We start from the raw sequence: 26,832 nt of genomic DNA on the forward strand, positions 1-26,832 counted from the left end.
AAAATACCGTGCCCGATTCGGCAGGATACCATGGCAACGGCCGGGCTTTGATTGCGCCCCCACCGGGCGGGCTTTAGACTTTGCGACATCTCTTGCTAGCGAGTCATCATGTCGCAACAGAATCCCGACGTCTTGCCCCATGCCGCCGCCGGCTCCGTAGGGCTGATCGAGCCACAGGTTCACCACTTCGACACCCCGTTGGAGCTGGAATGTGGCCGCACGCTGCCGACCTATGATCTGGTTTATGAAACCTACGGCACCCTGAACAGCGACGCGTCCAACGCGGTGCTGATCTGCCATGCCCTGTCTGGCCACCATCACGCCGCCGGCTATCACCGGCCGGACGACAAACGCCCGGGCTGGTGGGATACCTGTATCGGCCCCGGCAAGGTCATCGACACGGACCGCTTCTTCGTAGTGAGCCTGAACAACCTGGGCGGCTGCCACGGCTCTACCGGCCCGGCATCCATCAATCCGGAGACCGGCCAGCCTTGGGGTCCGGATTTTCCCATGATGACGGTGAAGGACTGGGTGAACAGCCAGGCACGGCTGGCCGATGTGCTGGGTATCCAACGCTGGGCCGCGGTCATCGGCGGCAGCATGGGGGGCATGCAGGCTCTGCAGTGGTCCATCGATTACCCGGAACGCCTCAGCCATGCAGTGGTCATCGCCGCCGCGCCGAAGCTCTCTGCCCAGAACATCGCCTTCAATGAAGTGGCGCGACAGTCGATTCTGACCGACCCGAACTTCCACGGCGGGCGTTATTACCTGCACGATACCTACCCACGCCAGGGGCTGATTCTGGCGCGCATGGTCGGCCACATCACCTACCTGAGTGACGACGCCATGCGCATGAAGTTCGGCCGCGACCTGCGCGCCGGGCGTTTCCATTTCGGCTTCGACGTGGAGTTTCAGGTGGAATCCTACCTGCGCCATCAGGGCGAGGTGTTTTCGCGCAACTTCGACGCCAACACCTACCTGCTGATGACCAAGGCGCTGGACTATTTCGACCCGGCCCGGGAGTTTGACCACTCACTGGAGCAAGCGCTCGCCAAACCCAGCTGCAACTTCCTGGTCATGTCGTTCACCTCGGACTGGCGCTTCGCGCCGGAACGCAGCCGGGAAATCGTTAACGGCCTGGTCCACGCCGGGCGCAATGTGAGTTACGCGGAAATCGACACACCCAAGGGCCACGACGCCTTCCTGCTGGACATTCCCGAGTACACCAAGCTGTTCGGCGCCTACATGCACAGGGTCGCCAACGAGGTGGAAAACAGCGCCAACGAGACTGAAAACAGGGCAACAAACGTGGAGGCCAGCACCGATGCGTGATGACCTGCAGCTAATCAGCGACTGGATTCCCCACAACGCAACCCTGCTGGATCTGGGTTGCGGCGACGGCACCCTGCTGGCCCACCTGAAAACGCACAAGCAAACCGCCGGCTATGGCCTGGAAATCAACCAGGACAACCTGGCCGCCTGTTTTGAAAAGGGCGTGAATGTGCTGGAGCAGGATCTGGACGGCGGGCTGGGCAATTTCCAGGATCACCGCTTTGATTACGTGGTGATGACCCAGGCCCTGCAAGCGGTGCTGCGCCCGGACCAGATCCTCAACGAAATGGTCCGCGTCGGTCGCGAAGCGATTATCACTTTCCCCAACTTCGGCCACTGGAAAGTCCGCGCCTACCTGGGCCTGAAAGGGCGCATGCCGGTGTCGTCCGCGCTGCCCTACGAGTGGTACAACACCCCGAACATTCACCTGTGCACCGTGCAGGATTTTGAAACCCACTGCCGAAAGCACGGCATTCGTATCCTCGAACGCCAGGTGATTAACCGTAATCACCGCACCAGCGTGCTCAGCAAATGGTGGCCAAATCTGTTCGGGGAAATCGCTATTTATCGGGTGACGGTTTAATTCAGGAGCAAGTGGAAAGTTCAAAGTTGAAAAGCGCGGTAGAGTTGGCAGGGCTCTGTCAGGCCCTCGCCGCGATACCACTTCTTTTGCAGCGCGAGGACATTGCCATTTCGAGCAACCCACAGCCTTTCCCCGCGTTTTGAACTTTCAACTTTGAACTTTCAACTCATCAGGATACCCCATGGAAAAACTCGTTCTCGCCTCCGGCAACGCCAAGAAACTCGCCGAAATGCAGCACCTGCTGGCCCCGCTCAACATTGAAGTGGTCGCCCAGAGTGAGTTCGATGTGCCGGAAGCCGAAGAAACCGGCAGCACCTTTGTGGAAAACGCCATCATCAAGGCCCGCAATGCCTGCAAGCACACCGGCCTGCCCGCCATCGCCGACGATTCCGGACTCGAGGTCGCCGCTCTGAACGGCAGCCCCGGCATCTTCTCCGCCCGCTTTTCCGGGGTCGGTGCCAGCGACGCCAAAAACAACGCCCTGCTGGTAGAGATGCTCACCGAGATTCCGGAAGAGGCTCGCCAGGCCCGCTACGTGGCATTGATTGTATTGATGCACCACGAAGACGACGCCACCCCACTAATCTGCCAGGGCAGCTGGAACGGACGCATCGTACTGGAACCCCAGGGCGAGCAAGGTTTTGGCTACGATCCCCATTTCTTTGTGGAAGCAAAAGGCTGCACCGCCGCGCAGCTGCCCGCGGAGGAAAAAAATGCCATCAGCCACCGGGGCAAGGCCATGGCTCTCCTGATCGAAGCATTGAAAGCCTGACGACCGCGCAGGGAGTGAGCGCCTTCACCGCGCCTTCGCTCCCCTCTGATAAGGTCAGGGTTTACCGTCAGCAAGGAGCCGCTTCGGTGCCAACCCCACGTCGCCCTTATCCACAACATTACCTCTGCCTTGCCCTGCTACTGCCTGCCGCCCTGAGCGAGGCCAACCCGCTACACGGCAGCCTGCAGACGCAATGGCACAGCCGCTATGTGAGCGAAGGCCGCGACAATCTCGATGGCCACAGCCTGCATAGCCTGGGCGGCGACCTGACAAAAGACCACGGGGCCCTGGGGGTCTGGCAAGCCTGGGGCGCTGGCAGCAGCGACTACCGGGAGAACAACCTGTTCGCGGAATACGCGCCGGGCATCGGCCGCTGGGAACCGTACCTCAACGTGACCTACCTGCAGTTCCACGCGGACGACCCGGCACTGGACACCCCTGATGACGTGGAAGCCGGCTTCGGTATCGCCACCCATCTGCAGCCCTGGCTGGCCCTGCGCGCAGACGGCACCTGGAGCAGGCAGGCCGACGGCGCTTTCTATGCGCTATCACTGGTAGGGGAACAGCAGCTCTGGGCAACCGGCATCGCGCAACTGCGGCTGACGCAAGCCTATGATCAGGGTTACGCCAGCGAGGACTATGACGGCCCCAATCACCGCGAAGTGGGTGTGATGCTGACCTTGCACTGCCACCGGTCGGTCAACCTGTGGGCCGGCTGGCAGCACAGCTGGGCAGGAGAAGATGTGCGCCGCGACGGCGGTGGTGACCTCAGCTGGGGACAGGTCGGGGTGATGGGTTACTTCTGAGCCCGCGCCAGCCACCGGTCCAGCGCATTGGCAAACCGCCCCTTGTCCTGACTGGAGAAGCTGGCCGGGCCGCCGGTCTGCATCCCCGCCGAACGCATTTCTTCCATGAAATCACGCATATTCAGGCGTTCGCGCACGGTATCCTTGTCCAGCCAGTGACCACGAGGCGTCACCGCCTCGGCGCCCTTTTCCACCACTTCAGCGGCCAACGGTATGTCTTGGGTCACCACCAGATCGCCGGCCTCACAGCGCTGCACGATTTCATTATCCGCCACGTCAAAGCCCTGCCCCACCTGAATGGAACGGATCAACGGCGTACGTGGTACGGCGATATGCTGATTCGCCACCAGCGTGCAGGGAACCTGCGCTCGCTGTGCAGCACGGAATAACACTTCTTTCACCGGACGCGGGCACGCATCCGCATCAACCCAGATATGCATAAATGGCAGTTAATAATGAGCAATTAATAGTGAACAACTAAAGAAAAACCCCTAGTCACCCGACTCTGTTACCATACTCCAACCCGGCACTGTTTTTTATCTGTCGCTATTAATTATTCACTATTCATTATTCATTGCCCTTCCATGCCCCTGACCAACCCGCCGCTCTCGCTGTACATCCACACCCCCTGGTGCGTGCGTAAATGCCCCTATTGCGATTTCAACTCCCATGAGCGGGGCGAGATTCCGGAAGCCGCCTACCTGCAGGCCCTGCTTACCGATCTGGAACAGGATTTACCGCTGATCGGTGACCGTCCAGTGGAAACGGTGTTTATCGGCGGCGGCACCCCCAGCCTGATGTCCGCCGACTTTTACCGGCAACTCTTTCAGGGCATTCGCCAGCGACTGACCCTGCAGGCAGACGCCGAGATCACCCTGGAAGCCAACCCCGGCACCCTGGAAACTGGCCGCTTCGAAGGCTTTCGCGACGCGGGCATCAACCGCCTGTCTATCGGTGTCCAGAGTTTCAATAACGCGCACCTGCAAGCGCTGGGGCGCATCCACGATGCCAGCGCCGCCATCGACGCCGCCCACCAGGCGCGGGCCGCCGGCTTCGACAATTTCAATCTGGATATCATGCATGCGCTACCCGGGCAGAGCCACGCCCAGGCCCTGGACGATCTGCAGCAGGCCATCGCCCTGCAACCCACGCACCTGAGCTGGTACGAACTGACCATCGAGCCGAATACTGTTTTCTACCGCGCGCCGCCGGTCCAGCCAGACAGCGACGCCATGGCCGACACCGAACAGGCCGGCTTCGCCCTGCTCGCTCAGCACGGCTACCAACGCTACGAAATTTCCGCCTTCGCGCAATCTGGACGCCGCTGCCGGCATAATCTCAATTACTGGCAATTCGGGGACTATCTCGGAATTGGCGCCGGCGCCCACGGCAAGATCACCCAGGCCTCGCAGGGTCACGTGCACCGGTACCAGAAAACCCGAAAACCCGAGGACTACCTGGCCGACGCCGCCCATGCCCGCCGTCAGCACCAGCCCATTGCCCGCGAAGATCGCCTGTTCGAGGCCCTGCTAAACGGCTTGCGTCTGGTGGACGGCATCACCTGGCAAACGCTGGCGCAAGCCACCGGAGAGCCGGTCTCACAATGGCAAAACGCACTGACCCCGTTGGAGCAGCAGGGGTTGCTCGCCATCACAGACCAGCGGCTGGCCTGTACCGATAATGGTTTGCGCCACCTGAACGGATTGCTGGAAAAACTGGCGGCGGCGCTTTTGTAAACGGCACGCCCGTCCACACGCCGACAAAAGCGCTTGAACCCTATTGCAAGGCTATTCACACTGAATGGCGGGATCACAAAAGATTATGACTATGACAAAAACACGCAGCGGGCGCGAACAGGCGCTAGCAGAAAGAGAACAGCTCTTTATTGAGGCAACCCGACAGCAGCTTTGCGATGAAGGCTTGCTGGGCGTGCAGATGGCGGCCATTGCCCGCAGCTGCAATTTTGCCACTGGTACGCTCTATCACCACTTCGCGTCCAAGGAAGACCTGCTTATCGCGGTCTGCACCGAGCTGACCACCACACGGCGGGAATACTTCGAGAAAGTCGCCCATTCCGACCTGTCCAGTCGCGACAAGATGCTGGGGTTTTCCCTGGCCTACTCACTGTTTGCCCAGCACTACCCTGAACACTTCCGGCTCGAACAGTACATCATGACAGAAGTCGTCTGGCTGGCGTCGTCACCCAGCCGTCGGGAGCAGTTCCTGACCGCCACCCAGCCCATTGGCAGGATGGTAGAACAGGTCGTTCGCGATGCCATTGGCAATAACGAACTGGAAGACCATGGTCAGGACCCGCTGACATTCAGCATCGGCCAGTGGTCCATGGCCATGGGCATGCATACGCTGATCCATGCCGACGGCATCCTGGATATGTACGACCTGAAAGACCCTCACAGGTTGCTACTGCGCAACGTACAGCTGCAGCTCAATGCCATGCAGTGGCAACCGCTTGACGACAGCCCCTTTGATGACGGCGCACTGAGCAGCAAAGTCACCAGCCTCTGCGATTACCTGTTCGCGGATCTGTGCAAGGAAAAAGGCAGTTGCCTCAAGCTTGGCAGCGCCTGACCCCGGCTCGACCGTTTGCTCACCCATAAAAAAGCCCCGCAATGCGGGGCTCTTTTGTGGTGAACAATGGCCGGCGGTTATTCCGCACTGGCCACCGCTTCCTGTTCTGCGCTTTTCTGCATCTCTTTTTCCGCCTTCAGGCTCTCATGCTGAGCCGGCGTACAACCGAGGCAACGAACGAAGGTATTCTTGCCCGGGTTCATCACCAGCACTTCGCCGGCTTCTCCCGGATTGCCCCCCAGCAGACTGAACGGCAGCGTAACCACATACAGGCCAGCCCCCACCACCGTGGAAACCAGCAGCAATGGGCGCGCAAAAACCGCGTCGCCGATCATTGCCATTTCCCCCGGCCGATCCAGCTTTGATTCAGCCGCCTGTGCCGTGACGGGCGCCATGGCAGCAAACAGCATGGTGGAGGCGAGTACGGATGCCACTACCGGGCGCTTTGCTCGCTTCATGGTGAGTCCCTCTTGTATTTTTATAGTTAAAGTATCGCTGACATTGTTTCAGCTAAGTCGTTAATATTCCGACAATTGCATCACAATCTACACCTTTGTTCTTAGGCCAGCAATAGGTCAGGCGCTCAATCATTGATCAGCACCGACGCGAGGCGATCCCCCCATCCTTCACCCCGTCACCGCTGGCATTGCGGGCAATAGGCCGTACTGCGCTGGCCATGCCGATCCGCCTTCAGGATGGCTTCGCATTGCAGGCAGGGCTGGCCAGCGCGGCCATACACATTCAGCGACTGGGCAAAATACCCGGGCTGACCATCGGCGCGGGTAAAATCCTTCAGAGTCGTCCCGCCCGCTTCAATCGCCCGGGCCAGCACCACCTTGATGGCCTCCGCCAGCGCCTGATAGCGCGCCAGGGAAATACGCCCGGCCGCCCGTGATGGATGGATACCCGCCATGAACAGGCTTTCCTGGGCGTAAATATTGCCCACCCCCACCACCGTGGCGTTATCCATGATGAAGCTCTTCACTGCCACCTTGCGTCCCCGGGAGCGGGCAAACATCCTCTCACCGTTGAACGCCTCGCTGAGCGGCTCCGGTCCCAGCGACTGCAACAAGCTGTGTGGCTCTTCGCCGGCCTGGAACAGCACCGTGCCGAACCGGCGCGGATCGTTGAAACGCAGCGCCTTGCCGCTATCGAGCAGCAGGTCCACATGGTCGTGTTTGCGCAATGGCAAGGTCGCATCCACCACCCGCAGGGTGCCGGACATGCCCAGATGAATCAGCACCTGCCCGTGCTCCAGCTCAATCAACAGGTACTTGGCCCGCCGGCGCAGGGCCACAACGGGGCAATCACGCAACGCATAAAGCGCCTCACTCACCGGCCAGCGCAGGCGCGGCTCACGCACCGTGACCGACGTCAAAATGCGTCCCTGCACATGCGGACGAATGCCGCGCAGGGTGGTTTCCACTTCAGGTAATTCAGGCATAAAAAAGGCAATGAATAGTTAGTAATGAATAATTAATAACGAAAACCAACACAACATCCAAAAGCATGCATGTCTTAGGCTACACTGCTTCCGCAACTCGTTTTTCAATTATTCATTATTAACTATTAACTATTCATTATTAATTTACTCTCATGTCTCTCACTTACTGGCTCGGCGTCGATACCGGCGGCACTTTTACTGATTTTGTTCTGCTGGGCGACGGCGAACCGCGCATCCACAAAGTGCTGTCCACCCCCTCATCCCCGGAACGCGCCATCCTGCAGGGCATCAGGGACCTGAGCCTGAGTAATGCCATGGCCAGCGGGCAGTTGGCCATTGTGCACGGCACCACCGTGGCCACCAACGCGGCCCTGGAAGGCAAGGGCGCCCGCACCCTGCTGATTACCAATGAAGGGCTGGAGGATATCCTCCGCATTGGCCGCCAGAACCGCCCGGAACTCTACAATCTGACGCCCCCCAGCAACGCCTCTGCGGTCAGCCTGCTGCCCGCGCTCGGCTGCCCGGCACGGCTGGATGCCGCCGGCCACCCGGTGACGCCGCTCACCGACGAACACATTGCCACCCTGTTGAGCGCCGTCCGCGAGCTGGACCCGGAATCCATCGCCCTGTGCCTGCTGTTCAGCTACCTGAACCCGGAACACGAACAACGGCTCAATGACGCCTTGTGTGATGCCGGCTTTGCGGTGAGCCCATCGCACCAGATACTGCCCACCCGGGGCGAATACGAACGGGGCATGGCCACCTGGCTGAATGCCTGGCTGGCCCCCCGCGTCGCCGACTACCTGCAACGCCTGCAACAGGCCACGGCCCCCGCGCCACTGGCGATCATGCAATCCCACGGTGGCACCATTGCCTCACAGCAGGCGGCCGATCTGGCCGTCAACCTGCTGCTGTCCGGCCCTGCCGGCGGGCTGGCCGCTGCCCAGCGGCTAGGTCATCAGCTGCAGCAACCGCAGCTGATGACCTTCGACATGGGCGGCACCTCCACCGATGTGGCCTTGCTTGATGGCGATATCCGCCTGACCCAGCAGGGCCACATTGGCCCCTATCCGGTAGCCGTTCCCATGGTGGACATGCACACCATCGGCGCCGGCGGCGGCTCGCTGGCCTATGTGGATGACGCGGGCCTGCTGCACGTGGGGCCGCAATCCGCTGGTGCCGACCCCGGCCCCGCCTGCTACGGCAAAGGCGGGCAACAGGTCACCGTCACCGATGCCAATGTGGTGCTGGGCCGGCTGCAGCCGGACTTTGCCCTCGGCGGCTCACTGGCGCTGGATGTGCCCGCCGCGGAACAGGCCATGGACAGGCTCGCCCAGGCCCTGGGCCTGACTCGCCAGCAAGCCGCCGACGGGGTGCTGGCGCTGGCCAACGAACACATGACCCAGGCGCTGCGGGTAATCTCCATCCAGAAAGGCTTCGACCCCGCGGACTTCGCACTGATGAGCTTCGGTGGCGCCGGCGGCCTGCATGTCTGCGCGCTGGCCGACAACCTGGGTATGACCCAGGCCATTGTTCCGCAACGGGCGGGCGTCCTGTCTGCCGAAGGGCTGGTCTACGCCCCGCGCAAACGGGAAATGCTGCAGGCACTGCCAGAACAGATAGACGAGCCCCTGTTGCACGAACGCATTGCGCAACTGCAACAGCAGGGCCAGGCAGAGCTCATTGCCGAAGGCGTCAGCGCAGACCGGATTCGCCACCGGGTGTTTGTGGACATGTGCTACCGGGGGCAATCTTCCGTCCTGCAGATTGACTGGGAGCCCACCCTGGCCGACCGGGAAACCGGCTTCCACACCGCCCACCAGCAGCGCTTTGGTCACCAGCTGGGGCTCCCCGTTGAGCAGGTCAACCTGCGCGTCCAGAGCCAGGCCCAAAACAGCCCGCCTGCCCAGCCAGATCGCCATACCCGGTCAGCGTCAGCAGAACGCCTTATCACCTTGCCCGGCATAGACACCCCAGTGGCCGTGTATAACCGCGAATCACTGGGCGCCGGGCAGCGTATCGCCGGCCCTGCCCTGATCTACGAAGCCGTGGGCACCACCTGGCTGGCCGCAAACTGGCATGCCACCGTCGATTCCCAGGGGCACCTGTTGCTGCAACGGAAGGCATAGCAGCAGTGCCCATTCGTCAGTCAGCAAGCACCTTTGGGACCCTGATTGGCCGTAAAGTCCGAATTTGACCCGTTTAGTGTCTTATGTCCGTCATCCCGGGTAGGGCACAATAGCGGCTCCGTCTTTTTACTGTGCGACATCTATGCTGAATTATCTGAGTGAGGGCCTTCTGGCTCCGAGTCTCGGTGCCCTGGTGCTGATCACCCTGGCCATGACCCACGTGACCATTGTCAGCGTCACCGTTTACCTGCACCGCTATTCCGCGCATCGGGCGCTGGACATGCACCCGGTGCTCAAGCATTTCTTCCGTTTCTGGCTGTGGCTCACCACCGCCCAGAACACCCTGGAGTGGACTGCCATCCACCGCAAACACCACGCCAAGTGCGAGACCGAAGAGGACCCGCACAGCCCGGTGGTGAAAGGCATTCGCAAGGTACTGAGCGAAGGGGCCGAACTGTACCGCGAAGAAGCGGAAAACGAAGAGACCCTGAAGAAGTATGGCGCTGGCTGCCCGAACGACTGGGTGGAACGTAACGTCTATTCCCGTTTCCCCATGGGCGGCATTGCTCTGATGGCGGTCATCGACCTGCTGCTGTTTGGCGCCGCGGGCATTACCGTGTGGGCCGTTCAGATGATCTGGATCCCGCTGTTCGCCGCTGGCGTCATCAACGGCCTGGGCCACTACTGGGGTTACCGCAACTTCGAGTGCGCCGATGCGTCGCGCAATATTTCCCCCTGGGGCATCCTGATTGGCGGCGAAGAGCTGCACAACAATCACCACACCTACCCCAACTCCGCCAAGCTATCCGTACGCCGCTTTGAATTCGATGCCGGCTGGGCCTGGATTCGCCTGTTCGAGATGCTGGGACTGGCCAAGGTGAAGAAAGTCGCCCCGAAACCGGCCCTGGAAAAAAGCGCCCGCGGGATCGACCTGGACGCGCTTCGCGGCGTCATGCAACACCGCTTTCAGGTCATGCGCCATTACCGCAAGACCGTGATTACGCCGGTCTTCAAACAGGAACAGGCCCGCGCCTGTGACGCCACCCGCGACCTGTACGGCCGCGCCAAGGCGTTGCTGCACCGGGACCTCACCCTGATCAAGCCCAATCAGGAACTGCGCCTGAAAAGCCTGACCGAGAACAACGAAACCCTGGAAGCGATTTACCAGTTCCGTCTGCGCCTGCAGGATATCTGGACGCAGACCAGCCGCAGCTCATCGGAAATGGTGGACGCATTGGAGAAGTGGTGCCACGACGCCCGCGAATCCGGCATCCACGCGCTACAGGAATTCGCCGACCGGTTACCTCATTACCGGCACGCTACTGCCTGAAACGAAAACGGCCGCTAATGCGGCCGTTTTTCATTCATCTCTTTCCAAGCATTTTCCCCGTTTTTTTGGTTCATCGCGGAATGGAGTGATGAGTCGATTTCAGGCGTTACCTCTTTATCCAACCTCGACAATCGCTGGGCGCCAGATGCCCGACGACGGACGCTTGCATTTCAAACCATGGCCGCTATGCGATCTTCGCAAAACGAATGGCTCAATGATTCCCTGAATAATGGCCCTGGAGCCCTCAAAAGAAATACCGCAATAGCGACAGCCACTCAGGCTATGGGGGTCTACGTCAGGCATCCGGCGTCGAGCGTTTGGCAACAAAGTGCGGAGGGATTCGCTATAAGCTAACCAAACGGCAAGAAGCGTGTTATTCACTCTAATCCGTGATGAACCTTTCTTGGTCGGCCAGCATTGAATACCGGTTTACATGCTCAGCCCTGTGCAGACGCAACAGTGATGTTCTCAATCACCTGAATGGCATCCTGATTTGCCGCTGAGACATTCACCGAAATCCCTCCCAAGCCCACACCCAACGTGCGCAGAAGAGGATTGATCAAAGCATCGCCCAGACTGACGACCACATCCGAAAGCAGATCCTCAATCAAATCGATCACGGGATTCAGCACCTGACCAAGTGATATCCCTCCCAGCGTACCCTCCAGCAAACTTGCGTTAACCGTGAGCCCAAGATTAAGACCGGCCAAGCCACTTCCCAGATCCTCATAGCCCACCTCAGCACAACCAGTCAGCGGGTCACAATAAAGATCATAGCGAGGATCCAGCACCACCCTTTCCTCTGTTCCTGGTACGGTGCCATCCAGTTCGGCATCAAGATGCAATAGTGGATCAATCGACAACAAACCGAACAAGAGACTGATTCGACCCACATCCGCATCCAGAGGCGAGGATTGCAATTCGCCCTCACTATCCAGGCTTCCTGTCACGATCCGGGCCACTTCCCGTTCCAGCTCGACAGTAAATTCCACGGTATTGGAAGAACCTGCCGCACAATCAGCTGCGACCAGGTACCCACGACCGCCACCGGCGTTCACTGCCAGGGGTATTTCCAGATCGGCCAGAGAAAAGTCCACAATCCCCAATATAGGGATCGGCAGAATCTCGGCTCTTGCCCGTAACTGTAGAGTCACATCCGGTGCGTAAAACTGTGTCCTCCAGTTACCGTCAGCATCCTGCCTCGCCGGCCCGATAGCCACGGTGGGAGGTTCCCCCACGTGTAGCCCCAGATCCACCGTTTCAATATCCGCAATCAGGGGGATATTGAGGTCATTGATATTCAATGGCAGATCCAGCACGCCTCCCTGACCAGCCTGTTGTTGCTCAGCCAGATTCAGCACCAGGCTGATCACCAGATCATAGACCGGAAACTCACTGTCTTCCGGTACTGAGGTCGCCTCAACCACCTCAATGACATCACTGACCTTGATGGTTTCAATACCTTGCGAGGTAGCAATATCATCCAGCAAAGAAGCAACCGGTGCGGCAACGCCACCCACATCAGCAATCGCGGATGCCAGTTGATCCGCATCCAGCCCCAGCAGCTCCGTCAGATCATCCACCGCCAACGCGGACAATAAATCTCCGAGCTGCACGGTGGCGTTTTCCAGGCTATCCAGGCTGGTTGGATCCAGAGAAAAGCCCGGCTGATTCAAGACCACCCCCAACAGCGAGCCCAATAGTGAGCCGTCGCCACCGACCCCAGCGGTGCCTCCGGCAGCACTGATCGTCGCTGTCACCTCGCGACGGGCGGCCGCATTCACCGACATATCCAGCGTGCCAAAGGTGGACTCGGGCAATAGCAGGGAAATGGGCTCACTACGGGTATAGGTCACCAGTACGGCATTACTTTCTTCAACGAAGTTCACCGGCCGAAACGAAAGGACATTGCTGCCGTCCGCGTCTTCAATCAGGCCGACCTGAACCTGCAACGAGCCATCCTCTTCACTAAAACCCTGAGCCTGAGCAGCAGCAAGGGCCCGGGCTTGAATCACAGCCGTGCTAACAAATTGGCCTCCACAACTCTGCGCCTCTGCCGCCCCTGCCTGCGCCGCCACATTCACCTGCGCCTGCATTTCGCCGCGCAGCATATACAGGCGCGCGCCATCCAGTGCCATCACCGACAGGATGACGACAATCAACAACAGCAGCGGTGTAATCACCGTCAGGGCGCCTTGCTGGCGCCGGCGATTACTCGTCGCGGGTCTGTTCACCGAAGGTGTCCGGTATGGCCGTGCGGAATGAATCCGCCAGGCGACGCTGGGTATCCACATAGATAGGCGCCGAGAGCTCACTTTTTGCGGCCGGACGAGAGTCCCGCTGCTGGTTCAGCAACCAGTCGGTCACTGTTTCCGGCACATTGTTTACCACTTGATCGGATACACCGAAGCTATAATTCTGCTCGGGCTCGGCCGCCACGGCCAGGCCCGGCAGAAGAAGCACAAGAAGCCATTTATTCATGGTGCGACCCTCCCGAACTGTTGACTGAGTTTCTCCGCATAGGCCATTTCGTCCTCGGAAAAACCGTATTGAGACTGCAATTCCTGGATGCCTTTTTCGTTATTACTCATCAGGTAGGCCACTGCCAGATTCTGGCGAACCGGCCCCTGGCCATTCGCCAGCTCCAGGGCCGTGCGCAATTCAAATGCTGCATCGTCATAACGGCCAACCAGCAACAACGCATAACCGTAATCGTTGCGCACCTGGGATGTGGCTGGTGCCATATCACGGGCTTTTTCCAGATGTGAAATTGCCGACATGACCTCATGGCGCTTCAGCAACACCATGCCCAGACCATGTTCACTGCGGCCATCACCACAACGGTTGGCCATGGCCCGATACACCTCTTCCGATTCTTCCAGTTTGCCGGACGCCGCCAGTAACTGCCCGTAACGCAACCAGTGATCGATGGCGTTCATCGGATCATTCTCCAGCTGCGCCAACGCCGCATAGTTGCGCCCTTTGGCCATCAGGGTATCGACCATTTCCAGGTCCACCCTTTGCTCCGGCTGCAGCGCATCCTTGCAGACAATGCCAGACACATCCACGGTGCCGCTCGCCTGTGCAGGCGCGCTTTGGTGGGCGCAGCCCGCCAGCACTGTCAGCAGCGCCCCAGCACACAGACCTCCCCAATTACTGCCACGCATGTCCCTGCTCCCTTTCATCGTGTCAACGCCTCGGCAATGGACACCACCGCCGGGCCACCAATCAGAATAAATAACGCCGGCAGCATGAAAGCCATCATGATCACCGTCATTTTCGCCCCGATCCGGTTGGTTTCTTCCCGGATCCGGTTACGCTCCACGTTCTGTGCTTCGTCAATAATCTGGTCCAGGCTGTGCGATACACCGGCCCCTAACTGGCTGCTCTGTTTCATCAGCACCACATAACTGCGCAGCACCGGAATCCGTTTATTTTCACCCAGCTCATCCAGCGCCTGGGTGCGTTCCGCACCGGATTTCATTAACCGGTTAAACCGGTCAATACGGGCAATCAGGATTGGCAGCAACGGGCGGCCCTGCACACCAATAATGCGCAGCACGCGCTCCAGTGACAGCCCCGCCTCCATCAGCATGCGCGTCATGTGACACAGCTCCACCGCTTCCAGGTTCTGGCGCATTTCCGCCTGCGCCCCCATGCCACGAATGGTTCTGCGCGGCAAAATAAATCCTGCCGCCGACATCAACAGCCCGCCCAGCGCGCCGAAAAACAGAAACCCGATGGCCGCCACCAACACCGGCAACAACCAACACGACAATAAATAAATCACCTGGGACTGTTCACGGGTTTTACCCATGCCTTTCAGCGCAAGGCGAATATCTTCGTAATCACTGGCCGCCAGGGAAGACTCTGTCAACGCCCCGGAAATACGCCACAGCCAGAAACCGCCACTGTCATTTTCCACACGGACGCCCGCAGTGTCGTGCAACCGGGCATGAACTCGTGCCCGCATTTCCCATTCCCGTGCCTTGAACAGCAGCAGCCACAGCGCCACCAGCACAAGGACGACGGACAGCGCCAGAAACAGATCACTCACGCCCCACCCCCTGCACCATGCGCCAGATAATCACCACACCGATGCCCTGCAGCACACCGGCGATAATCAGCATGGTGTGCCCGGTGTCCGTGCGCAAAAGCACATCGGCATATTTTTCATTAATCAGCATCATGTACACCGCCATACCCAAGGGCAGCAGCGTAAAGGCTCCTGCGGTAAAACGGGTTTCTGCGGTGGACGCAAGAAACTCACGGCGCAGTTCCTGTTGCGAACGCAGGGAATTGGCCACTTGCTGCAGAACCGGCCGAATGGATGAGCCGAAGCGGGCGGAGGTGCGCAAGGCAATGGATACCAGCACCAGTGACGGCACCCGATAAAGCCGCGCAAAATCATCGAACAGGCCGGTGTAGTCACGCCCGGATTCCACCGCACTGCGCAGCCGGAATGTCAGCGGTTGAAACACCGGCGGCGCATCCTGAAACGACTCCAGCAACGACGCTTCCAGAGAACGGCCCGCCCCCATGTAACGCAGGGTCGAATCCATGATGCCCGGCAGGGATTCAAAAATGGCACGGCGCTGCTGTTGAAACCGGAAACGCCAGTACAGCCACAGGCTCGCCATAATGAACAGGGCGACCACGGCAGCCGCAATAAAACCGGACGATGCCAGCACCAGCGCCAGCATGACAAAGATGACAATGCCCATCAGCGTCAACTGGGTACGCGACAAACGAATATCTGCGCGCAGCAACAGACGCTCCAGCGGCCCACTGACCACCCGTGTCTGCCCCAGCTCCTGACCCAGCTCGGTGCGTTGCTGTAACCGCTGGCGCACCCGGTCGCTGACCAGGCTGCGCTGCCGGTAACGGAACCAGACCAGCTGCAACAACACCGTCAGCACGGCAATGATGCCGAGCACCTGTGCCATGCCGAGCAGCTCAACCGCGCTCATCATTGCTCCGGTACAGGTAATCCATGTGATAAAGGTCATCGCTGGTGGGCGTTAACGCCACCACTTCACTCACCCGGCGGCGGCCGTCCGGCGTCCGCTCCAGTTGAATAATGATGTCCAACGCCGAACCGATCAGCCGGCCAATAGCCGTTTCACTGGCGTCATAGCCACTCACCGCCAGCAACGTCTCAATACGCACCAGCGCATCGCGGGAACTGTTGGCGTGGATGGTGCTCATGGAGCCTTCATGGCCGGTGTTCATGGCCTGCAGCAATTCAATGACTTCATTGGAACGCACCTCACCCAGAATCACCCGGTCCGGGCGCATCCGCAGGGCGTTAATCACCAGCTCACGGGCACTGATGCGCCCCTTGCCCTCGGTGTTTGCCGGGCGCGTTTCCAACCGCACCACATGGGGGTGGTTCAGTACCAGCTCCGCCGAATCCTCAATGGTGAGGATGCGTTCCGGGCGGGGAATGTACTGGCTGATCAGGTTCAGCATGGTGGTCTTACCGGTACCGGTACCACCACTGACAATAATATTGCGGCGCGACTCCACCGCCTTGATCATGATGTCCAGGCATGCCTCGGTCAGCGAACCTGAATCGATCAGTTCCTGGGCGCTCAGATGGTTGCGCGTGAACTTACGAATACTGATGCTGGGGCCATCCAGCGCCAGCGGCGGGATAATGGCGTTCACCCGGGAGCCATCCGGCAGGCGGGCATCCACCATGGGGCTGGATTCGTCCAGCCGCCGCCCCAGCGGCGCCAGCATGCGGCGAATCACTCTCACCACGTGGTCGTCATCGATAAAACGCACCGACGCCTTTTGCAGCACCCCGGACACTTCAATGAACACACTGTCAGGGCCGTTCACCAGGATGTCATTGATCTGTTCATCCGCCAGCAAGGGTTCCAACGGACCAAAGCCGGTGACTTCATCCAGCGCATCGCGGGCAAGCTGATTGAGATCCTGGGTGGAAAGAGGGACCCGGTTCAGGGCGATATACTGGCCCACGGTGGTACGGACAAAATCCGACAGCTGGTCGCTGCCGGCATTGCCGACCTCGATCCCTTCTTCATCCAGGCGCTCTACAACCCACCGATGGGTGCGATCCTTGAGCTGCTGGTATTCCGCATCGATCCGTCCGGCCACAACTGCTCCTGCTATCCGTTGCGTTGACTGTTATTCGGGCCAGGCGCCACGCTCATTGCGCAGGCCAGCTACCCATTACTGCGCACGCGCTGCCACCAGCTCGAACTGGTGACATCGTCCTGCTGCATTTCCAGCTTGCCGACCAGCGCCTGCAAGGTGCGACTGTAACGGCACCGCGGCGACTGCTCATGGATCGGCAGCCCACTGTTCATGGCCAGCAGCCGGTACCGCCAATCCATCGGCAGGCCACCAAGCAGCGGCACCCCGGCCGTGTCTGCCAGTTCGTCCAATCCCGGCGGCACATGGCTGTCCACACCATCGACGACCAGACTCACCTGGCTCTCGCGGCCCAGATGGGAGCGCCAGTCGTTACCCAGGCTACGCACCGCATGGGCCTGATCCACCAAAGGATGCATGGCCACCAGCAGGTGCCGGGCATGGATACCCAGCGCACGCACCCAGTGGCGACTTTCCAGCGTTCCCACATTGATCACGATGCGATCGAACATCTGCATCAGGTGATTCAGGGCAATGAACAGGTCCGCACTGCGATCGCCCTGCAGGTTGCCGCTGTCCACGCCACCAGCAAGCAACCGTAACCCAGGCCGGTATTCTTCCAGCGCCGTGCCGATCAGGGTTTCATCCAGGGTTTCAGGGCTGGCCAGCAGGTTTTCCAGGTTGTACTCGTTATGTACATCCAGATAGAAAATCCCCCGCTCACCCGGCTGGGTATCAATGGCCAAGCAGCGCTCTCCGGGAAACAGCCGGTTCAGCGCCAGCGCCACATTCTGCGTCAGGAAGCGGGTATCCACCGTGGCACTCGCCGAGGCCACCAGCGTGAGATTATTGGTGCCGGAACGTACCTCGTCACCGTAATGGCCCACCCGCAATAACTGGTGGCGGCGCAAGCGCTCACGGACATCACCGGCATCCGTACCGGCAACGAAACAATCCCGGGCACCGGCGCGCATGGCCTGCAACAGCAGTTCCTGATTGGCCCGGGCGCATACGGTAATCACAGTGACCCAGGGGCGGGCGCTGGTCAGCGCGGTGATAATGGCCAAAGACTGGTCCATATCCGCTTCAGAAATTTCCACCATCACCACATGGGCGGTGGTGGCCTCCAGTAGACGCAGCACCCGGGTCAGGTCGGAACGGCTGACCTGTTCCAGCCGAAAGGGTTCTTCGACAACCCGCTCCAGCCAGGCCTCGATGCCATCGTCATCAACAACCGAAAGAACAATGTCGTGGTCACTCATAGCATCACCAGCTCAGTCCATGGCGGATGGGTTGGGAGCCGCGACGGCTTTCCGTGGCCATATCCAGCCAGCCCATGCTGCTGGAGTGATAGCCAGCACCCGGCAAGGTCACCGGCGGGCTGGTGGCCTCCTGCGGCGTGACCAGATGTGGTGTCACCACCATCACCAGCTCCTTGTCGTCTTTCTGGATCCGCGAGGAGCGGAAGAAAGCGCCAAGCAATGGAATGTTGCCGATACCGGGCAAGCGGTCGCTGCTGTTAATGGTGTTACGACTCACCAGACCACTGATGATGAAGGTTTCCCCCGGTGCCAGTGACACGGTGGTTTCCGCCCGGCGTACCCGCAGGCCCGGCACCGCCACACCGCCGGTTTCCACCCCGGCAGAAAAATCCAGCTCGGAGACTTCCGGCGCCACCTTGAGAATAATCTGACTCTTGTCGATAACGGTGGGAGTGAGGCTCAGGCCGATCCCGAATTCCTTGAATTCGATCTGCACGCCATCGGTGGTGCTACGGGTGGGCACCGGGAATTCACCACCGGACAGGAAGCTGGCGCTTTGCCCGGACAGGCTGGTCAATGACGGCTCGGCCAGGGTATAAGCAAACCCCCCGGCCTCCAGGGCATTGATCGCCAGCACGGAGTTGGCGCCGAAGCCGAACAGGTTGAAGCCTTCGGTGCCCAGCGGCGTGGGCACCGCCCCCGGCACTTGGAATCCGGAGCCTGGAGCGGCAATACCCACCGCAGACTGCCCACCGTTAAAGCTGTTGCTGTAACTCATGCCCAACTGATTCAGTTCGGAGCGGCTGACTTCCAGCACGCGGATATCCGTTTGCACCTGGGTCCCGAACGGCAAGGCATCCCCCAGGGTTGTCGCCACCACCACCGTGCTGCGCAGCGGTTTGCTGCTATTGCGCAACCACACCGATAGCACCGCTGACCCTTCGGCTTTGGCCGTCAGCAACAATTCCGCACTGCCAGTGACGGTCAGTGCCGCCACCCCCGGATCCGAGGTCGCCACCTTTGACACCGCCGCCGGGAACGTAAGCACCTTCTGATCCCCGGGCGCCAAACGCATGGAGTCGGTCAGGTCCTGTGCATTCGAGACCGTGGCCGTCAGCCACAGCAGCGTTGCCATTACCGCCCAAGCGGCCCCTTTCATCCCACCCTTAACGCACATAAGTGCTCCTTGAGTCAGATCCTTCATAGACTTCGACTCGCTGTCCCGGCGACTTGGCCTTTGGCGCTGGCGCACGGGTGACCGGGAACAGATCCTTGTAATAGACCGGTTTGCCTTTGCCATCGCTGGCGCTGGCCACAGCCTCTTTGTTGGTGTCCTTGTCGTCGCTGGCAACCACCGCCAGGCGCATCGACCCTTCTTCCGCCGCCAGGAGCAGCGGAGGCACTTTATCCCTGGGCACCGCCAGCACCACCGTATTGTTACGGCGCTGGGCCTCACGGTCCTGCTCACTGCTGGCGGCGGCCATGGCGCCTTTTACCGCCAGCACCTGAATATTGCGCAGCAGCACCAGCGCCGCCGGGTTATCCCGCTCGACCTTGCGAAACGCCACCACCACATCCACCAGGTCGCCGGGCTGCAACAAGCCGCCCGCCATGACCACATCATCCACAGCAACGCCCACCGCACGGAACCCCGTGGGCAAGGCACCGGGAAGCGTGCCGCCTGGCTCAAGATGATTACGGGAAAGCAGCTCACCCGGACGGGCAAACTGGCGAAGCTCTTTGCCCACCACCGTTTCATCGGCGGTCAGCACATTGGCAATTGGCGCAGGGGATGACACCACCGCCAGGGACTCTTCATCGAGTGTATCCCCGACATTCAGGCTTTGTGTCACCACCCAATAGCGATAGCTGGGCGCCTCCTGAGTGGACGACGCTGTATCCGCCCCCTCATCCTTCACCACCAACGCCGGTGTCGGATCGCGACTCAATCCCACCAATGCCAAAATCAATGCCACCAGCGCCACTGCCAGCGCCGGCAACATGTACAGCAGTCTTGATCCCATGTTCTCTCCGGAACATCCCTGTCTGTTTCTGGTTCTTGTGGCGGGCGCGCAGAATCAGAATGCTGCCCGCGCCTCCGCATCCAGCCGGTCCGGCAAGGGAGGAAACTCCCCCAACATACCGAAGCTCAACGCCGGCACCACCGGATTGGTCTGATAATTCGGGTAAACCAGGCGACAGTGGAGCATTTCTATCCCCCCCACTGTTTCCAGATTGCAGGCACCGCTGGCATCCAGCCCCCTGAGGCTTGGCGGTAGCTGTGTCACCAGCCCGGCCAACGCCGAATTGGCGCGCTGCGTCACCGATGCCCCCAGGGCGGCCCCTTGTAACGCAGAGCGGTCAATGTACAAGGCGGTGGATACCGCATTGTCCACCGCATCCTGCATCCGGTACTGGGCAAAGAATGTCAGGCCGTATACCGCCGCGCCATATAACATGGCGACAACGAAGGGGAATAGCATCAGAAACTCCAGTGCCACTGCCCCTGCCTGTTTACGACCTGCTTTCACAGCACACTCCTGCCCAGCCGATATCAAGTACCAGTACCACCATCCGTTGCATCAGAAAACAGGCCTTCGAAAGCCCCTTCCAACGCGTCTTTAACCGTATCGTTGGTAGCCAACACGCCAATGATGATGATCAGCGCGGCGGCCAGGACAATGTACTCCAGTGCACTGGCACCACGCTGCTTACGCGCGCGACCTGGCAACTGGGTGTAAAGACGGGCAAAGATAAATTGAGAAATCATAGTCAAAGTACTCATAGTGCTCTCCGTGCACGCTCTTTGTGCGGGTTACCAAACTTATCCCAAAACCATTACATATGCGCAAATATGAACTTACGGTTCAATCCTATGCAACTGTGATGTCCTTCACAACGCCGGGCATGTAGCCTTTTGTTGCAAAACCTCCCGGTCCTGTAAAGCTAGCACCGGCGCCGTTTTGTGACGCAGGTCAAACCTCTGTGCGGGACAGGAAAGACGATAGACGGGCTTTTCCCGCGCAGATTTGATATGCAAATCAGCTTATCTTGCGTGTACTTTTCTCCGGACATAAAAAAACCCGGGAAATCCCGGGTTCTTTTATGTCCGCTGCCAGGCAGGCAAGCTAGAAGATCATTACTTGATCTTCGCTTCCTTGTAGGCCACATGCTTACGCACGACCGGATCATACTTCTTGGTTTCCATCTTTTCAGGATGGAGACGCTTGTTCTTGGTGGTGGTGTAAAAATGACCAGTGCCAGCAGAGGACACCAGGCGGATTTTTTCACGAATAGGACCGGCCATGGGTTTAACTCCTTCTGTTAGCCTTAAACGCGATCGCCGCGAGAACGGATATCGGACAATACAGAGTCGATACCTTTCTTGTCGATGATGCGCATACCTTTAGAGCTCACCCGCAGACGCACGAAACGCTTCTCGGACTCAACCCAGAAACGGTGGTGGTGCAGGTTCGGCTCGAAACGACGCTTGGTCTTGATGTTCGAGTGGGAAACGCGATTGCCCGTTACAGGGCGCTTACCGGTCACCTGGCAAACTTTGGACATTGTCTTGCTCCGTAAATCTTCTTGCGGGGGGACGGTAGAGCCCCGGAAAAGGCGCGTTTTATACCAGTACGGCGATCAGGATTCAAGTATTCTTTGCTTGACGCTCCCTGCCAACCCGCCTCCTGCCCCCACAAAAGCAGCCTAATGTGTTGATTGGTAAGCGGAACAATAAATTCACTCGATATTCATATTTTACCGTTACTGATGGGGTCCTCATTCAGACAAGACACCTTTGCCATGCCCGCTTATCGATCAAACAGCCCGGGGGCCGCCCCTGCTGGACCGAACTCCACCTCCCGCCGAACCTTCCTTGCAGGACTGGCTGGCGCTGCCACCGTACTGTCGGGGTGTGGTGGAGGCAGCAGCAGCTCGCCTTCCGATAACATCGCGAGCCCGAACCAGCCCACGGAACCCGATCCCGGGCCGGACATTGATCCACCGGTGGAGCCCCCGGAACCCCCTGCGCCCTTCCCGCCCCGGGGGGTTCACGCCAGCATTGAGGAGAGCAGCCTTACCTCCCGGTCTATTACCTGGTTTACCGACACCAGCCATGCGCCGGCGCAGCGGCTCGAATACGACCAGGAACCCCTGCTGGAAGGACAGCAAAACACGCCTGTTTTTCTCCATCAGCGCCAGGCCAGCTCTGAAGCCACCTTCGGGGTAGACGCCCAAACCCACCGCATCAAAATAGACGGGCTTGATCCGGATAAACCCGTCCGCTACCGCGTCGGTTCCCCTTCCGGAGGCTGGTCTCCCGTTTACCAGTTAACACCCATCAACACCCAGAACTGGTCGTTTGTGCATTACGGCGATCAAGGGGTTAGCGTTCGCGCCCAACGGGTTACCGAAGAAATCCTCAAACAACCCCGTGACCTGGCTATCATCGCCGGCGATCTTTCCTATGCTGACGGCGAGCAATCGGTATGGGACACGTGGTTTGATTTGGTGGAACCCCTGCTGGCCAACACCATCACCATGGCGGCGGCGGGCAACCATGAGTCCAAAGATGGCGACGGCCTGCAATCCGGCAAGGCCTTCAAATCGCGCCTGACTCACCCTGACCCACTACTGAACAACCTCAACCCCAACCCCGGCAGTACCTACTATGGCTTTGACATCGGTCGGGTGCATTTCTTTGTCAGCAGTGCAGGAGCCTTGATCGATGACTTCACCCTGGCCGAAGAACTGATCAACCTGGAGATCGACCTTGCTAAAGCGGCACTGCGGCGTGCCCGCGGCGAACTGGACTTCATTATACTGATCCAGCACTACCCCATCTGGACCGACCAGGATGGCCGCAGCCCCGCCAACCTGACACTGGTTGCCCTGCAGGAAAACATTCTGCTTCGCTACGGCGTCGATCTGCTGCTGGTCGGCCATGACCACATTTACCAACGCTCCGTCCCCATGGGCTTTGGCATCCCTTCGCGGCTGGGTTATGTGCAGGTGCTTACCGGCACTGGCGGTCAATCCGTCCGGCTGTTTGACGACAACGGGATACAGCGCTGGTCTGCCAGCGAATTCGTGGGCATCGGCTTCTCCCGTTTCGAAGTGGAACCCGGCCGCATCAAGGGCTATTTCTACGGCGCGGCCCCCCAGGGCCTGGGGGACGACGTTCGCCAGACGGTCACCGACCCCTTTGCCCTGCATGATGAATTTGAGGTGGAACAGCGCGACTGGCTGGCCTGCCAGAACTGCGCCTTACCTGCCCGCCCGGCCAGCGAACTACTACAAGACTTCCCAGCGCTGGTTGCGCACACCCGGGAACGTAATCGACGCGCCATGGAGCACCACAGCCATGGCTGATCCGAACTGGCCCAGACAAGGCTCACAACGCTCCTCGCGAAGCCAGTGACACCCAGCCACCATCACCGATTACCAGATGGTCTAACACTCGGACTTCCACCAATCCTAGCGCCTCCACCAATCGCCGGGTGATGGCATGGTCCGACTGGCTGGGCTCAGCCACGCCCGATGGGTGATTGTGGGCCAGGATCACAGCTGCGGCGTTGTGCTCCATGGCCCTACGCACCACTTCCCGCGGATAAACCGCCGCCGCATCGATGGTGCCCTGAAACAACTTCTCAAAGGCAATCAGTCGATGCTTATTATCCAGGAACAGGCAAGCGAACACCTCAAACGGTAACCCGCGCAACTGGGCCGTAAGCAACTGCCCGGCCTTGTCCGGATTATCCAGTGGCTGCCCCCGCTCCAGAGGCTCCGCCAGATAGCGCCGCCCCAGCTCCAGCGCCGCCAGCAACAACGCCCGCCGGGCGGTCCCCATACCGGGCAAATGCGCCATGCGTTCCGGGCCCAGATCCAGCATGGCCCGCAAACCACCGCTGCCCGCCAACTGCCGGCGCGCCAGATCCACCGCCGTCATGCCCTGCTGGCCGGTACGTAGAAAGATCGCCAACAACTCCGCATCACTGAGCGCCCCGGCACCCCGCGCCAGCAACTTCTCCCGCGGCCGCTCATCCGCCGGCCAGTCTGTTATGGCCATGGTTATACGCCCCACGCCTGAGGCCGGATGCCTGACGCTAAAAACGTCTCATCCTGCATACGGGTGATCAACGCTGACAACTGGGCGAACACTTTCTCCGTTTGTCCAATAAGCACGTTGGCACCGGCATATGCCAGCCTTGCGGCTATGGCAATCTGGGTCTCGAGCTCCATCAACGAGCCTCTGGCGATATAAAAGAACCGCAGTCGGTCAGCCTGCGAACCCCGCCCATATCCCTCCGCTATATTGGAGGGAACGCTGACCGACGCCCTGCGCATTTGGCTAACGAGTCCAAATTGCTCGCTCCGTGGGAAATCCTGCGTTGCCTTATAGATCAATACCACCAAGTCCATGGCTGACTGCCAAACCCGAATTTTCTCGTACGTCCTCACAATCTTGCTCCCTCTTTTGCGTCAGGCATCAGGCATGTGGCGTCCTGCCAACCGTCCTGCGTGCCGCGTCTCTTATACAGTGCTACTCTATGCAGCCTGACTTGATAGCAGCCTTGCAGCTGCAGCGGCAGTGGAGATTCGCCATGCCTGCCGTCATCCAAACAAGGGTTTTTGCATGCAACGTCTGATGAACAAACGGGTCCTGCTGGGCGTCACCGGTGGTATTGCCGCCTATAAAGCCGCTGATCTGGTGCGCCGGCTGCAAGATGTGGGCGCACAAGTGCGGGTGGTCATGACCCAGGGCGCCTGTGAATTCATCACCCCGCTGACCATGCAGGCCCTCTCCGGCCACCCGGTGCACACCACCCTGCTGGACCCCACCGCCGAAGCGGCCATGGGCCATATCGAGCTGGCCCGCTGGGCAGACCTGGTGCTGATTGCACCCGCGTCCGCCAATTTCATGGCTCGCCTGGCCCATGGCCACGGCAACGACCTGCTCACCACCCTGTGCCTGGCCACTGGCGCCCCCATCGCCATTGCCCCGGCCATGAACCAGCAGATGTGGGCAGACCTCAGCACCCAGAAGAACCAGCTGATCCTGCAGGAAAAAGGCATCACCGTATTCGGCCCCGGCAGCGGCAGCCAGGCCTGCGGCGAAGTGGGCGCCGGGCGCATGATCGAACCGCTGGAAATCATTCAGCAGGCCGCGGAAGTGTTCGACTACCAGCTACTCACCGGCAAGCATGTGGTGATCACCGCCGGCCCCACCCGCGAATCCATCGACCCGGTGCGCTACATCACCAACAAGAGCTCCGGGAAAATGGGTTTTGCGCTGGCCGAAGCCGCCGCCGAAGCGGGCGCCAAAGTCACCCTGATCGCCGGGCCGGTGAATCTGCCCACCCCGTCACGGGTGGAACGCGTGGATGTGGTGCGCGCCGTGGACATGTACGAGACTTGCATGGACGTGGTGGAAAACGGCTGCGATGTGTTTATCGCCACCGCCGCCGTGGCGGATTACCGCCCCACCGTGACCGCTGACCACAAGATCAAGAAATCCACCGAGGAAATTCACCTTACACTGGTGAAAAACCCGGACATCGTGGCGTCCGTGGCCGAGCACGCCAAGCGCCCCTTTACCGTGGGCTTTGCGGCGGAAACCCAGGACGTGATGGCCTACGCCCAGGGCAAGCTGGTGAACAAGAAACTGGACATGATCGCCACCAACGACGTTTCCGGTACCAACGTGGGCTTCAACAGCGACAACAACGCCCTCACGGTGATCTGGCCCAGCGGCCACAAGGTGCTGCCACTGGCCTCCAAGGCCCAGATTGCCAAGCAGCTGATCGAATTGATCGCGATACGGTATAAAGACTAACGCTGGCACGCGCCACGCGGCATGCAACACGCCGGGCTTTCCCGCGTGATGCGTGTAGCGTGAAGCTTGCTGCCTGACCGAAGGGAAAAGCATGAAACTGCAATACCGGGTACTCGACGCCCGCCTTGGCGACAGCATTCCGCTGCCCCACTACGCCACCGATGGCTCCGCCGGGCTAGACCTGCGCGCCATGGTCAAGGAACCGCTAACGCTCCAGCCCGGCGACACCGAACTGTTGCCCACTGGCATGTCCATTTTTATTGACGATCCGGGCTACGCCGGCATGATCCTGCCGCGCTCCGGTCTGGGCCATAAGCACGGCATCGTGCTGGGCAATCTGGTGGGGCTGATCGACTCCGACTACCAGGGCGAGCTGATGGTGTCCTGCTGGAACCGGGGGCAACAGCCCTTCACCCTGGAGCCCGGTGAGCGCATCGCCCAGCTGGTGATCGTGCCGGTCATGCAGGTGGAACTGGAACAGGTGGAAAGCTTCAGTGCCAGCGAACGGGGCGAAGGCGGTTTCGGGCACAGCGGGCGCCATTGAGGCCTGACACAAAAAGCACCGGACACAAAACAACAACCACAGCAGCACAAGCACGCACCACAGCGCGCACCACGACCCAAC

General features: G+C 59.9%; 29 protein-coding genes. 11 read left to right on the forward strand and 18 right to left on the reverse strand.

The features are described from left to right. Positions 1-108 precede the first annotated feature (108 nt). The 4 genes from ADG881_RS09190 to ADG881_RS09205 all read left to right on the forward strand — a co-directional run bounded on the left by ADG881_RS09190 (position 109) and on the right by ADG881_RS09205 (position 3,493). Positions 109-1,332: a homoserine O-acetyltransferase gene (locus tag ADG881_RS09190; RefSeq protein WP_007148434.1), complete on the forward strand. Its 1,224-nt coding sequence runs from the start codon at positions 109-111 to the stop codon at positions 1,330-1,332. After that, positions 1,325-1,915, forward strand: coding sequence for a methionine biosynthesis protein MetW (gene metW, locus ADG881_RS09195; RefSeq protein WP_007150760.1), 591 nt, complete (start codon positions 1,325-1,327; stop codon positions 1,913-1,915). Before ADG881_RS09190 ends, metW begins: the two co-directional genes overlap by 8 nt. 181 nt (positions 1,916-2,096) lie before the next feature. Continuing rightward, positions 2,097-2,687 (forward strand): RdgB/HAM1 family non-canonical purine NTP pyrophosphatase, encoded by a 591-nt coding sequence (gene rdgB / locus ADG881_RS09200; protein ID WP_007151008.1) that lies wholly within the window; start codon positions 2,097-2,099, stop codon positions 2,685-2,687. Between the two features lie 86 nt (positions 2,688-2,773). After that, entirely contained in the window at positions 2,774-3,493 is a 720-nt protein-coding gene (locus ADG881_RS09205; RefSeq protein ID WP_039926495.1) for a hypothetical protein, read from the forward strand. Here the strand turns inward: ADG881_RS09205 and ADG881_RS09210 are convergent. Continuing rightward, positions 3,484-3,933, reverse strand: coding sequence for a YaiI/YqxD family protein (locus ADG881_RS09210; RefSeq protein WP_007149403.1), 450 nt, complete (start codon positions 3,931-3,933; stop codon positions 3,484-3,486). The genes ADG881_RS09205 and ADG881_RS09210 overlap by 10 nt on opposite strands. Positions 3,934-4,077: 144 nt before the next feature. Between ADG881_RS09210 and hemW the strand changes: the two genes are divergently transcribed. Then, complete coding sequence (gene hemW, locus ADG881_RS09215) at positions 4,078-5,229, forward strand: radical SAM family heme chaperone HemW (protein ID WP_007151469.1); 1,152 nt, start codon at positions 4,078-4,080, stop codon at positions 5,227-5,229. Positions 5,230-5,320: 91 nt separating this feature from the next. Further along, a complete protein-coding gene (locus ADG881_RS09220; RefSeq protein WP_230457825.1) occupies positions 5,321-6,082 on the forward strand; it encodes a TetR/AcrR family transcriptional regulator in 762 nt (253 codons plus the stop codon). Positions 6,083-6,159: 77 nt separating this feature from the next. Here the strand turns inward: ADG881_RS09220 and ADG881_RS09225 are convergent, their stop codons facing one another. Continuing rightward, complete coding sequence (locus tag ADG881_RS09225) at positions 6,160-6,540, reverse strand: hypothetical protein (protein ID WP_007148517.1); 381 nt, start codon at positions 6,538-6,540, stop codon at positions 6,160-6,162. A 176-nt stretch (positions 6,541-6,716) separates the two neighbouring features. After that, entirely contained in the window at positions 6,717-7,526 is an 810-nt protein-coding gene (gene mutM / locus ADG881_RS09230) for a bifunctional DNA-formamidopyrimidine glycosylase/DNA-(apurinic or apyrimidinic site) lyase (protein ID WP_007148506.1), read from the reverse strand. 152 nt (positions 7,527-7,678) lie between these two features. Here mutM and ADG881_RS09235 point away from each other — a divergent pair, with 152 nt between their 5' ends. Next, positions 7,679-9,655 carry a hydantoinase/oxoprolinase family protein gene (locus tag ADG881_RS09235; protein ID WP_007148401.1) on the forward strand — a complete coding sequence of 659 codons (1,977 nt, stop codon included), beginning with the start codon at positions 7,679-7,681 and terminating at the stop codon, positions 9,653-9,655. Positions 9,656-9,797: 142 nt separating this feature from the next. Beyond that, the gene (locus ADG881_RS09240; protein WP_007148709.1) at positions 9,798-10,985 is read left to right on the forward strand and encodes an acyl-CoA desaturase; all 1,188 of its coding nucleotides are present in this window, start codon (positions 9,798-9,800) and stop codon (positions 10,983-10,985) included. A 437-nt stretch (positions 10,986-11,422) separates the two neighbouring features. Here the strand turns inward: ADG881_RS09240 and ADG881_RS09245 are convergent, their stop codons facing one another. The 13 genes from ADG881_RS09245 to rpmB all read right to left on the reverse strand — a co-directional run bounded on the left by ADG881_RS09245 (position 11,423) and on the right by rpmB (position 21,937). Further along, positions 11,423-13,219: a hypothetical protein gene (locus tag ADG881_RS09245; protein WP_156790377.1), complete on the reverse strand. Its 1,797-nt coding sequence runs from the start codon at positions 13,217-13,219 to the stop codon at positions 11,423-11,425. Next, positions 13,197-13,466, reverse strand: a complete 270-nt coding sequence (locus tag ADG881_RS09250; protein WP_007149057.1) for a hypothetical protein — start codon at positions 13,464-13,466, stop codon at positions 13,197-13,199. The genes ADG881_RS09245 and ADG881_RS09250 overlap by 23 nt, the downstream gene beginning before the upstream one ends. Beyond that, positions 13,463-14,152 carry a tetratricopeptide repeat protein gene (locus ADG881_RS09255; protein ID WP_039926501.1) on the reverse strand — a complete coding sequence of 230 codons (690 nt, stop codon included), beginning with the start codon at positions 14,150-14,152 and terminating at the stop codon, positions 13,463-13,465. Before ADG881_RS09255 ends, ADG881_RS09250 begins: the two co-directional genes overlap by 4 nt. A 14-nt stretch (positions 14,153-14,166) precedes the next feature. Beyond that, positions 14,167-15,042, reverse strand: a complete 876-nt coding sequence (locus ADG881_RS09260) for a type II secretion system F family protein (RefSeq protein ID WP_007148452.1) — start codon at positions 15,040-15,042, stop codon at positions 14,167-14,169. After that, positions 15,035-15,955, reverse strand: coding sequence for a type II secretion system F family protein (locus ADG881_RS09265; RefSeq protein WP_007151440.1), 921 nt, complete (start codon positions 15,953-15,955; stop codon positions 15,035-15,037). The genes ADG881_RS09260 and ADG881_RS09265 overlap by 8 nt, the downstream gene beginning before the upstream one ends. After that, a complete protein-coding gene (locus ADG881_RS09270) occupies positions 15,942-17,111 on the reverse strand; it encodes a CpaF family protein (protein WP_007151324.1) in 1,170 nt (389 codons plus the stop codon). The genes ADG881_RS09265 and ADG881_RS09270 overlap by 14 nt, the downstream gene beginning before the upstream one ends. A 68-nt stretch (positions 17,112-17,179) precedes the next feature. After that, complete coding sequence (locus ADG881_RS09275) at positions 17,180-18,370, reverse strand: hypothetical protein (protein ID WP_007148821.1); 1,191 nt, start codon at positions 18,368-18,370, stop codon at positions 17,180-17,182. 4 nt (positions 18,371-18,374) lie between these two features. Next, positions 18,375-19,505, reverse strand: a complete 1,131-nt coding sequence (locus tag ADG881_RS09280; protein ID WP_230457826.1) for a type II and III secretion system protein family protein — start codon at positions 19,503-19,505, stop codon at positions 18,375-18,377. Positions 19,506-19,536: 31 nt separating this feature from the next. Further along, the gene (gene cpaB / locus ADG881_RS09285; RefSeq protein WP_039926505.1) at positions 19,537-20,394 is read right to left on the reverse strand and encodes a Flp pilus assembly protein CpaB; all 858 of its coding nucleotides are present in this window, start codon (positions 20,392-20,394) and stop codon (positions 19,537-19,539) included. 54 nt (positions 20,395-20,448) lie between these two features. After that, complete coding sequence (locus ADG881_RS09290; RefSeq protein ID WP_007148503.1) at positions 20,449-20,901, reverse strand: TadE/TadG family type IV pilus assembly protein; 453 nt, start codon at positions 20,899-20,901, stop codon at positions 20,449-20,451. Positions 20,902-20,924: 23 nt separating this feature from the next. Then, the gene (locus ADG881_RS09295; RefSeq protein ID WP_156790378.1) at positions 20,925-21,155 is read right to left on the reverse strand and encodes a hypothetical protein; all 231 of its coding nucleotides are present in this window, start codon (positions 21,153-21,155) and stop codon (positions 20,925-20,927) included. A 354-nt stretch (positions 21,156-21,509) separates the two neighbouring features. Next, complete coding sequence (rpmG, locus tag ADG881_RS09300; protein WP_007151127.1) at positions 21,510-21,677, reverse strand: 50S ribosomal protein L33; 168 nt, start codon at positions 21,675-21,677, stop codon at positions 21,510-21,512. 23 nt (positions 21,678-21,700) lie between these two features. Further along, positions 21,701-21,937 (reverse strand): 50S ribosomal protein L28, encoded by a 237-nt coding sequence (gene rpmB, locus ADG881_RS09305; protein ID WP_007149468.1) that lies wholly within the window; start codon positions 21,935-21,937, stop codon positions 21,701-21,703. A 237-nt stretch (positions 21,938-22,174) separates the two neighbouring features. Here rpmB and ADG881_RS09310 point away from each other — a divergent pair, with 237 nt between their 5' ends. Next, positions 22,175-23,743: a metallophosphoesterase family protein gene (locus ADG881_RS09310; protein WP_083787473.1), complete on the forward strand. Its 1,569-nt coding sequence runs from the start codon at positions 22,175-22,177 to the stop codon at positions 23,741-23,743. 22 nt (positions 23,744-23,765) lie between these two features. Here the strand turns inward: ADG881_RS09310 and radC are convergent, their stop codons facing one another. After that, positions 23,766-24,440: a DNA repair protein RadC gene (gene radC, locus ADG881_RS09315; protein WP_007149483.1), complete on the reverse strand. Its 675-nt coding sequence runs from the start codon at positions 24,438-24,440 to the stop codon at positions 23,766-23,768. Positions 24,441-24,442: 2 nt separating this feature from the next. Continuing rightward, the gene (locus tag ADG881_RS09320; RefSeq protein WP_255342997.1) at positions 24,443-24,832 is read right to left on the reverse strand and encodes a four helix bundle protein; all 390 of its coding nucleotides are present in this window, start codon (positions 24,830-24,832) and stop codon (positions 24,443-24,445) included. 175 nt (positions 24,833-25,007) lie between these two features. Between ADG881_RS09320 and coaBC the strand changes: the two genes are divergently transcribed. Both coaBC and dut read left to right on the forward strand, forming a co-directional pair. Next, the gene (gene coaBC / locus ADG881_RS09325) at positions 25,008-26,207 is read left to right on the forward strand and encodes a bifunctional phosphopantothenoylcysteine decarboxylase/phosphopantothenate--cysteine ligase CoaBC (RefSeq protein WP_007149642.1); all 1,200 of its coding nucleotides are present in this window, start codon (positions 25,008-25,010) and stop codon (positions 26,205-26,207) included. Between the two features lie 91 nt (positions 26,208-26,298). Then, positions 26,299-26,751 carry a dUTP diphosphatase gene (gene dut, locus ADG881_RS09330; protein WP_007150941.1) on the forward strand — a complete coding sequence of 151 codons (453 nt, stop codon included), beginning with the start codon at positions 26,299-26,301 and terminating at the stop codon, positions 26,749-26,751. Positions 26,752-26,832: the final 81 nt, after the last annotated feature.

The organism is Alcanivorax sp. DG881, from assembly GCF_000155615.1.
Taxonomy (GTDB): Bacteria; Pseudomonadota; Gammaproteobacteria; order Pseudomonadales; family Alcanivoracaceae; genus Alcanivorax.

Bases quoted from the DNA above. Each gene is read 5' to 3' on its own strand.
- radC (WP_007149483.1), bottom strand. From the start codon at position 24,440: ATGGCCATAACAGACTGGCCGGCGGATGAGCGGCCGCGGGAGAAGTTG.
- coaBC (WP_007149642.1), top strand. From the start codon at position 25,008: ATGCAACGTCTGATGAACAAACGGGTCCTGCTGGGCGTCACCGGTGGT.
- mutM (WP_007148506.1), bottom strand. From the start codon at position 7,526: ATGCCTGAATTACCTGAAGTGGAAACCACCCTGCGCGGCATTCGTCCG.
- ADG881_RS09210 (WP_007149403.1), bottom strand. From the start codon at position 3,933: ATGCATATCTGGGTTGATGCGGATGCGTGCCCGCGTCCGGTGAAAGAA.
- cpaB (WP_039926505.1), bottom strand. From the start codon at position 20,394: ATGGGATCAAGACTGCTGTACATGTTGCCGGCGCTGGCAGTGGCGCTG.
- dut (WP_007150941.1), top strand. From the start codon at position 26,299: ATGAAACTGCAATACCGGGTACTCGACGCCCGCCTTGGCGACAGCATT.
- ADG881_RS09265 (WP_007151440.1), bottom strand. From the start codon at position 15,955: ATGAGCGCGGTTGAGCTGCTCGGCATGGCACAGGTGCTCGGCATCATT.
- ADG881_RS09240 (WP_007148709.1), top strand. From the start codon at position 9,798: ATGCTGAATTATCTGAGTGAGGGCCTTCTGGCTCCGAGTCTCGGTGCC.
- ADG881_RS09275 (WP_007148821.1), bottom strand. From the start codon at position 18,370: ATGAGTGACCACGACATTGTTCTTTCGGTTGTTGATGACGATGGCATC.
- ADG881_RS09190 (WP_007148434.1), top strand. From the start codon at position 109: ATGTCGCAACAGAATCCCGACGTCTTGCCCCATGCCGCCGCCGGCTCC.
- ADG881_RS09220 (WP_230457825.1), top strand. From the start codon at position 5,321: ATGACAAAAACACGCAGCGGGCGCGAACAGGCGCTAGCAGAAAGAGAA.
- ADG881_RS09225 (WP_007148517.1), bottom strand. From the start codon at position 6,540: ATGAAGCGAGCAAAGCGCCCGGTAGTGGCATCCGTACTCGCCTCCACC.
- rpmB (WP_007149468.1), bottom strand. From the start codon at position 21,937: ATGTCCAAAGTTTGCCAGGTGACCGGTAAGCGCCCTGTAACGGGCAAT.
- ADG881_RS09255 (WP_039926501.1), bottom strand. From the start codon at position 14,152: ATGCGTGGCAGTAATTGGGGAGGTCTGTGTGCTGGGGCGCTGCTGACA.
- ADG881_RS09280 (WP_230457826.1), bottom strand. From the start codon at position 19,505: ATGGCAACGCTGCTGTGGCTGACGGCCACGGTCTCGAATGCACAGGAC.
- ADG881_RS09235 (WP_007148401.1), top strand. From the start codon at position 7,679: ATGTCTCTCACTTACTGGCTCGGCGTCGATACCGGCGGCACTTTTACT.
- rdgB (WP_007151008.1), top strand. From the start codon at position 2,097: ATGGAAAAACTCGTTCTCGCCTCCGGCAACGCCAAGAAACTCGCCGAA.
- ADG881_RS09250 (WP_007149057.1), bottom strand. From the start codon at position 13,466: ATGAATAAATGGCTTCTTGTGCTTCTTCTGCCGGGCCTGGCCGTGGCG.
- ADG881_RS09295 (WP_156790378.1), bottom strand. From the start codon at position 21,155: ATGAGTACTTTGACTATGATTTCTCAATTTATCTTTGCCCGTCTTTAC.
- hemW (WP_007151469.1), top strand. From the start codon at position 4,078: ATGCCCCTGACCAACCCGCCGCTCTCGCTGTACATCCACACCCCCTGG.
- ADG881_RS09310 (WP_083787473.1), top strand. From the start codon at position 22,175: ATGCCCGCTTATCGATCAAACAGCCCGGGGGCCGCCCCTGCTGGACCG.
- rpmG (WP_007151127.1), bottom strand. From the start codon at position 21,677: ATGGCCGGTCCTATTCGTGAAAAAATCCGCCTGGTGTCCTCTGCTGGC.
- metW (WP_007150760.1), top strand. From the start codon at position 1,325: ATGCGTGATGACCTGCAGCTAATCAGCGACTGGATTCCCCACAACGCA.